Annotated in this window: 6 protein-coding genes; 1 reads left to right on the top strand and 5 read right to left on the bottom strand. The window is 73.9% G+C overall.

The window, feature by feature from the left end; genetic code table 11:
* Nucleotides 1–170 precede the first annotated feature (170 nt).
* From ACOV8S_RS10860 to lipB, 5 genes are all read right to left on the bottom strand, one after another.
* Entirely contained in the window at nucleotides 171–869 is a 699-nt protein-coding gene (locus ACOV8S_RS10860) for a DUF4191 domain-containing protein (protein WP_351117796.1), read from the bottom strand.
* An 82-nt stretch (nucleotides 870–951) separates the two neighbouring features.
* Nucleotides 952–1158: an SCO2195 family GlnR-regulated protein gene (locus ACOV8S_RS10855; RefSeq protein WP_448317907.1), complete on the bottom strand. Its 207-nt coding sequence runs from the start codon at nucleotides 1156–1158 to the stop codon at nucleotides 952–954.
* Between the two features lie 342 nt (nucleotides 1159–1500).
* Nucleotides 1501–2475, bottom strand: a complete 975-nt coding sequence (gene lipA / locus ACOV8S_RS10850; RefSeq protein WP_448317585.1) for a lipoyl synthase — start codon at nucleotides 2473–2475, stop codon at nucleotides 1501–1503.
* 147 nt (nucleotides 2476–2622) lie between these two features.
* Complete coding sequence (locus ACOV8S_RS10845) at nucleotides 2623–3279, bottom strand: biliverdin-producing heme oxygenase (RefSeq protein WP_448317584.1); 657 nt, start codon at nucleotides 3277–3279, stop codon at nucleotides 2623–2625.
* A gap of 128 nt (nucleotides 3280–3407) precedes the next feature.
* Nucleotides 3408–4208, bottom strand: coding sequence for a lipoyl(octanoyl) transferase LipB (gene lipB / locus ACOV8S_RS10840; protein ID WP_448317583.1), 801 nt, complete (start codon nucleotides 4206–4208; stop codon nucleotides 3408–3410).
* A 342-nt stretch (nucleotides 4209–4550) separates the two neighbouring features.
* On the opposite strand from lipB, the gene ACOV8S_RS10835 reads away from it, so the two are divergent.
* Nucleotides 4551–6044: a regulator gene (locus ACOV8S_RS10835; protein WP_448317582.1), complete on the top strand. Its 1494-nt coding sequence runs from the start codon at nucleotides 4551–4553 to the stop codon at nucleotides 6042–6044.
* Nucleotides 6045–6232: the final 188 nt, after the last annotated feature.

The following is a 6232-nucleotide window of genomic DNA, read 5'->3' as shown; positions in this document are numbered from 1 at the left end:
CCGTCCCGCAGGGCAGGGCAGGGTGACGCGCGCTGCGGCCTCGGTGGCGGCCGCTGGGTCACGGCAGGGCCGTACGGGCAAGGAGAGGTCCGGGGGAACGGCGCAGGGCGCCCGGCGGGATGCCGGGCGCCCTGTGGCGTTCGTGGGTGTGGGTGCGGTGCGGGTGGGGGTCAGCGGCCCTTGCTGCCGCGGGGGAGCTTCATGCCCTTGGGCATCGGGCCCTTGGGAAGCGGCATGTTCTTCATCAGGTCGCCCATCGCCCGCAACCGGTCGTTGGTGGTGGTGACCTGCGGCCCCGTGAGCACCCGCGGCAGCTTCATCATCGTGACGCGGAGCTTCTTCAGCGGGACCTGGCCCTCGCCGTTGCCGACCAGGATGTCGTGGACCGGCACGTCGGCGACGATGCGGCTCATCTTCCGCTTCTCGGCCGCGAGCAGGGACTTCACCCGGTTCGGGTTGCCCTCCGCGACCAGCACGATGCCGGCCTTGCCGACCGCGCGGTGCACCACGTCCTGGCTGCGGTTCATCGCGACCGCCGGTGTCGTCGACCAGCCCCGGCCGATGTTCTCCAGCACCGCCGCGGCGGCACCCGGCTGGCCCTCCATCTGCCCGAAGGCGGCACGCTCGGCCCGGCGCCCGAACACGATCGCGGTCACCAGGAAGGCGACCAGCAGACCGAGGATGCCCAGGTAGATCGGGTGACCGATCAAGAAGCCGATCGCGAGGAAGACACCGAGGGTGACAATTCCGACCGCCGCGAGCACAAGACCGATCTTCTTGTCGGCCTTGCGGGTCATCTTGTACGTCAGGGCGATCTGCTTGAGTCGCCCGGCATTCGCAGACTCCGCTGCGGTTTCCTTCCTCGCCATGTCTCGAAGTCTACGTGCACCGGCCCGCCCTCACGAAGGCGGTGCCCGCTCCGTGGCCGGGCGGTCACCGCGGCGTGACCGGTCAGGAGCGCAGCGCGGGCACAGCGGGTGCGGCGTCGAGGACCCGCTGGACCTCGATCCGGTCGCGGGCGCGGCGCCGGTCCTCCAGGACGGAGGTCCAGGCGTTGCGGCGCGCGGTGCGCTGGCCGCCGCCCAGCAGCAGTGACTCCACCGCCAGCAGCGCCCCGCTCAGCGAGGGCAGCGAGGGCAGCGACGGCTGCGCGGGCAGGGGCTCGGCCCCGCCGCCGCGCACGCGCGCCGCCGGCTCGACGGTCGTCTCGATGGTCTCCGTGGTCACGGTCCCCCCTGGGAGTCGTGGGTGCGCGTCGGGTCCAAGAGTCCCCCACCGGTGTTACCGGAGGGTGACGCATCGGTCAAAGCCGGATGAAAGGCGGGGTGGGAAACCGGACGGGAGGCCCGCGCCCGTCCGCCCGGGGACCGACGCGGACACGGCGGCACGGGCACGCCGGCACGGGTGCGAGGAGCACACGCTGGCACGGGTGCGGGGAGCAGGGGACGAGTCCCGCTGGAGAGCGGGACCCGCCCCGCCGTGCTCACGGGCGTGAGGCCGTCAGACCGCGGCCGGGGCGGCGTCCGCGGCCTCGGAGGCGCGCTGCTCGATCGCCATGCCGTAGAGCCGCCCGGCGCGGTACGAGGAGCGGACCAGCGGGCCGGACATGACGCCGGCGAAGCCGATCTCCTCGGCCTCCTTCTGGAGCTCGACGAACTCGTGCGGCTTGACCCAGCGCTCCACCGGGTGGTGGCGCACGGAGGGCCGCAGGTACTGGGTGATGGTGATCAGCTCGCAGCCGGCGCCGTGCAGGTCGCGCAGGGCCTCGCTGATCTCCTCGCGGGTCTCGCCCATGCCCAGGATCAGGTTCGACTTGGTGACCAGGCCGAACTCGCGGGCCGCGGTGATCACCTCGAGGGAGCGCTCGTAGCGGAAGCCCGGGCGGATCCGGCGGAAGATCCGCGGGACCGTCTCGACGTTGTGGGCGAAGACCTCGGGCCGGGACTCGAAGACCTGCTGGAGCAGCTCGGGCACCGCGTTGAAGTCGGGGGCGAGCAGCTCGACCTTGGTCCGGCCCTCGGCGCGTTCGGCGGTCTGCTGGTGGATCTGGCGGACGGTCTCCGCGTAGAGCCAGGCGCCGCCGTCCTCGAGGTCGTCGCGGGCGACGCCGGTGATGGTGGCGTAGTTCAGGTCCATGGTGACCACGGACTCGCCGACGCGGCGCGGCTCGTCACGGTCGAGCGCCTCGGGCCTGCCCGTGTCGATCTGGCAGAAGTCGCAGCGCCGGGTGCACTGGTCGCCGCCGATGAGGAAGGTGGCCTCGCGGTCCTCCCAGCACTCGTAGATGTTGGGGCAGCCTGCTTCCTGGCACACCGTGTGCAGGCCCTCGCTCTTCACGAGGTTCTGCATCTTGGTGTACTCGGGACCCATCTTCGCCCGGGTCTTGATCCACTCGGGCTTGCGCTCGATGGGGGTCTGGCTGTTCCGGACCTCCAGGCGCAACATCTTGCGTCCGTCGGGTGCGACTGCGGACACATCGGCTCCCTGTGACTTCGGTTCGTAGGCGTAACCAGCGTACGCCGCCTCATTCGGGTGCCCGTCCGGAGGCCGGGCTTTCGGACGTGGGGTGCGTCTCACTCCCGGCGCGCTCGCCGCGCACGCTCCCCGCACGCCCCGCGGGGCTCAGGCGCTCGCCGCGAACTCCCGCTCCAGGGCGCGGAGCAGGGCGGTGTTGTAGGCGAAGGCGCGGCGGCACTCGTCGACCACGCGGCGCTTCTCGAGGTCGTCCACCGGGAGCGCGTCGAGCCGCGCGCGGTACTCGCGCTTGAAGGCGGCCGGGTTCGGGATCGCGTCGAAGACGTAGAACCGGACGCCGTCGCCCTTGCGGTCGAAGCCCCAGGTCCGCTCGGCGGCGTCGCGGATGATCTGGCCGCCGGAGAGGTCGCCGAGGTAGCGGGTGTAGTGGTGGGCCACGTATCCGGCCGGCCAGTCGCGGGCGCACTCGGCGACGCGGGCCGCGTACTCCTCGGTCTCGGGCAGCGGGGCGCCCTCCGCCCGGCTGCCGGGGCCGCGCAGATGGGCCAGGTCGCGGTCCAGGGCGGACAGGCGCAGCAGCTCGGGCCGCACGAACGGCCCGGCGACCGGGTCCTCGCGCAGGAGGCCGGCCCGCTCCTCCAGGGCGCGGTACACGAACCGGAGCTGCTCGGTGTAGCGGGCGTACGCCTCGACGCCGTGCCCGCCGCCGAGCATGGCTCCCAGGAAGCCGCTGCTCTCGGCCTCCTCGTGCTGCGCCCGGGAGGCCGTGCGTATGAGCTGCGAGAACGGCTGCGCGGTGTCCATGCCCCCAGTGTGCCTGCTCGTGGCGACGCGTCCAGTGGGCCGGTGGACCCGACAGGACGTGAGGGAGGGGCCCTCGGCTCGGGGGTCGGGCGCCGGCCCGTGGGGCGGCCGCCGCGCCCCGTGCCGGGTCAGGCGGAGGCGGCGGCCTCGGTCTCGCGGGGGCGGAGGTCGGCGCTCTCCAGGACCTCGCGGAGGTGCTTCTCGATCACCGGGAGCACGTCCGCGATGGGGACGTCACGCCCCAGCTCCGCGGCGAGCGAGGTGACGCCGGCGTCCCGGATGCCGCAGGGGATGATCCGGTCGAACCAGGTGGTGTCCGGGTTGATGTTCATCGCGAACCCGTGCATGGTCACGCCCTTGGAGACCCGCACGCCGATCTGGGCGAGCTTGCGGTCCTCCCGGCGCTGGCCGGCGTTGGACGGCGCGTACTCGGGACCGTTGAGCCGGGGGTCGAACTCGTCGTCCGTCATCCGCGGGTCGAGGTCCAGGGAGAGCCCGCCGAGCGAGGGCCGCTGCTCCACCGGGTCGCCGAGGACCCAGACGCCGCTGCGTCCCTCGATCCGGGTGGTCTCCAGGCCGAACTCCGCGCAGGTGCGGATCATGGCCTCCTCCAGGCGCCGGACGTGGGCCACCACGTCGACGGGGCGGGGGAGCTTCTGGATGGGGTAGCCGACCAGCTGGCCCGGGCCGTGCCAGGTGATCTTGCCGCCGCGGTCGACGTCGATCACCGGCGTCCCGTCCAGCGGGCGCTCACTGTCCGCGGTGCGGCGGCCGGCCGTGTAGACCGGCGGGTGCTCCAGCAGCAGCACGGTGTCGGGGATCTCGTCGGCGAACCGCGCCGCGTGCACCCGGCGCTGCTCCTCCCACGCCTGCAGGTACTCGACGGCCTCGGCGCCGAACCCCATGCGTACGAACCGCACCTCACCCACGGAAACCTCCAGGCGTATCCGGACCGGGCCGCGACCAACGGCCCCCGGCCACTGTAGGTGGTCCGCGGCGAAGGCACGCCATGCGCCCGGCGGCACCCGGGTTGTCCTGGCATGAACACACTCGACACCGGTCGTTCCCAGTCGGCCGGAGTCGCCCCGAGTGGGCCCGAAGCGTCACTTCCGGATAGGAAACTCACCCGATCCAGTGAACGGAAGGTGAAGTGTGCGATGAGCTGCCTACTCTCCGCTACATTCACGCCGTTCACTGGCCGTAACGGCTGCTCATAGGCAATCCGGGCGCCCGAGGGGGCTCGCCACGGAAGGCAGGAGACCGCACCGCAGATGACGGAACGACCCGCGCAGCGCACTCCCAACCGCCAGCTCGCCGCGCTCATCGCAGAGGCGGGATTCTCCAACGCGGGACTGGCCCGGCGCGTGGACCAGCTGGGACTCGAGCACGGACTCGACCTGCGGTACGACAAGACGTCCGTCACCCGCTGGCTGCGGGGCCAGCAGCCCCGGGGGACCACGCCGGCGCTGATCGCCGAGGTGTTCACCCGCCGCCTCGGCCGACGGCTGACCGCCCAGGACCTCGGCCTCGACGCCTGCGCCCCGGTGTACGCCGGGCTGGAGTTCGCGGCGACCCCGGAGGAGGCCGTGGACATCGTCAGCGGCCTCTGGCGCAAGGACTCGGGCAGTCACGCCGAGCTCCGCAAGATCGCGTTCACGCCGGCCGGGCTGGTGGTCCCCAGCCGCGACTGGCTGATCGGCCGCCCCGACGAGCGGGTCGGCCGGGGCGAACCGCCCGTGGGGGCGGTACGGGTGCCGGCGCAGGGCCGGCCGGTCCGGGAACCCGGCCAGGCGCTCGCCGCGGTGCCCCGGCAGCGCGGCGGCCGCGGCAGCGCCGAACGGACCGCCGAGCGCGGCCCGGGGCAGCGGGTCACCGGCGGGGACGTCGCCGCGCTGCGGTCGGTGGGCGAGCTGTTCCGCTCCCTCGACCACGCCTACGGCGGCGGGCACGCCCGGCAGGCGCTGGTCCGCTACCTCGAGCACGAGGCCGAGCCGATGCTCCGCGGCGTGTACGGCGAGAAGCTGGGCCGCCGCCTGTTCGGCGCGGTGGCCGACCTGACCCGGCTGGCCGGCTGGACCTCGTACGACATCGGGGCGCACGGGCTGGCCCAGCGGTACTTCGTGCAGGCGCTGCGGCTGAGCCAGGCGGCGGGCGACCGGATGTACGGGGCGTACGTGCTGGTCTCGATGAGCCGGCAGGCCGTGTACCTGGGCCACGGGCGGGAGGCGGTGCAGCTCGCCCGGGTCGCCCAGCAGGGCGCCGGCGGTTCCGCTCCCCCGGTGGTGCAGGCGCTGCTGCACGCGGTGGAGGCCCGGGCGCACGGCGTGCTGGGCGAGGTGCGGGCGTCCACGGCGGCGCTGGTGCGGGCGGAGCGGGCGCTGGAGGCGGCGCGGCCGGGGGACGAGGTCCCGCCGTGGGCGCGCTTCTTCGACGAGGCGCAGCTGGCGGACGAGTTCGGCCACTGCCACCGCGACCTCCAGCAGTACCGCGCGGCCGCCCAGTACGCGGAGCGCTCGCTGCAGCTGCGGGCGCCCGCGTACGCGCGCAGCCGGCTCTTCTGCCGCCTGGTGCTGGCGTCGGCACGGCTGGGGCTGGGCGAGCTGGACCAGGCCTGCCAGCTGGGCGCGGAGGCCGCGGGGCAGGCGGCGGAGATGCGGTCGCTGCGGGCGGTGGAGTACGTGCGGGACTTCGAGCGGCGGCTCGAGCCGTACAAGGACGCGGCGCCGGTCCGCACGTACCGGGACCGGGTCGCGGCGCTCCTCTAGACGCGGCACCCCCGCGGGGACGCCCTCGCCGCGGGGGCCTGCGCCTCGGAGGGCCCGCCGCCCTGCTGAGCTCGCTTGCGGTGCGGCGGAGGTCACGTGCGAGGGTGCCGCCCAGCCCGGGCACGGTGGAGCGAGCCGCTCGCCGCGGAGGCACCGCCCTGCGCCCGCCTCCCCCATCGCCCCCTGGG

Source organism: Streptomyces sp. CO7 (assembly GCF_053474865.1).
This window is presented reverse-complemented; position numbering and strand designations above follow the sequence as displayed.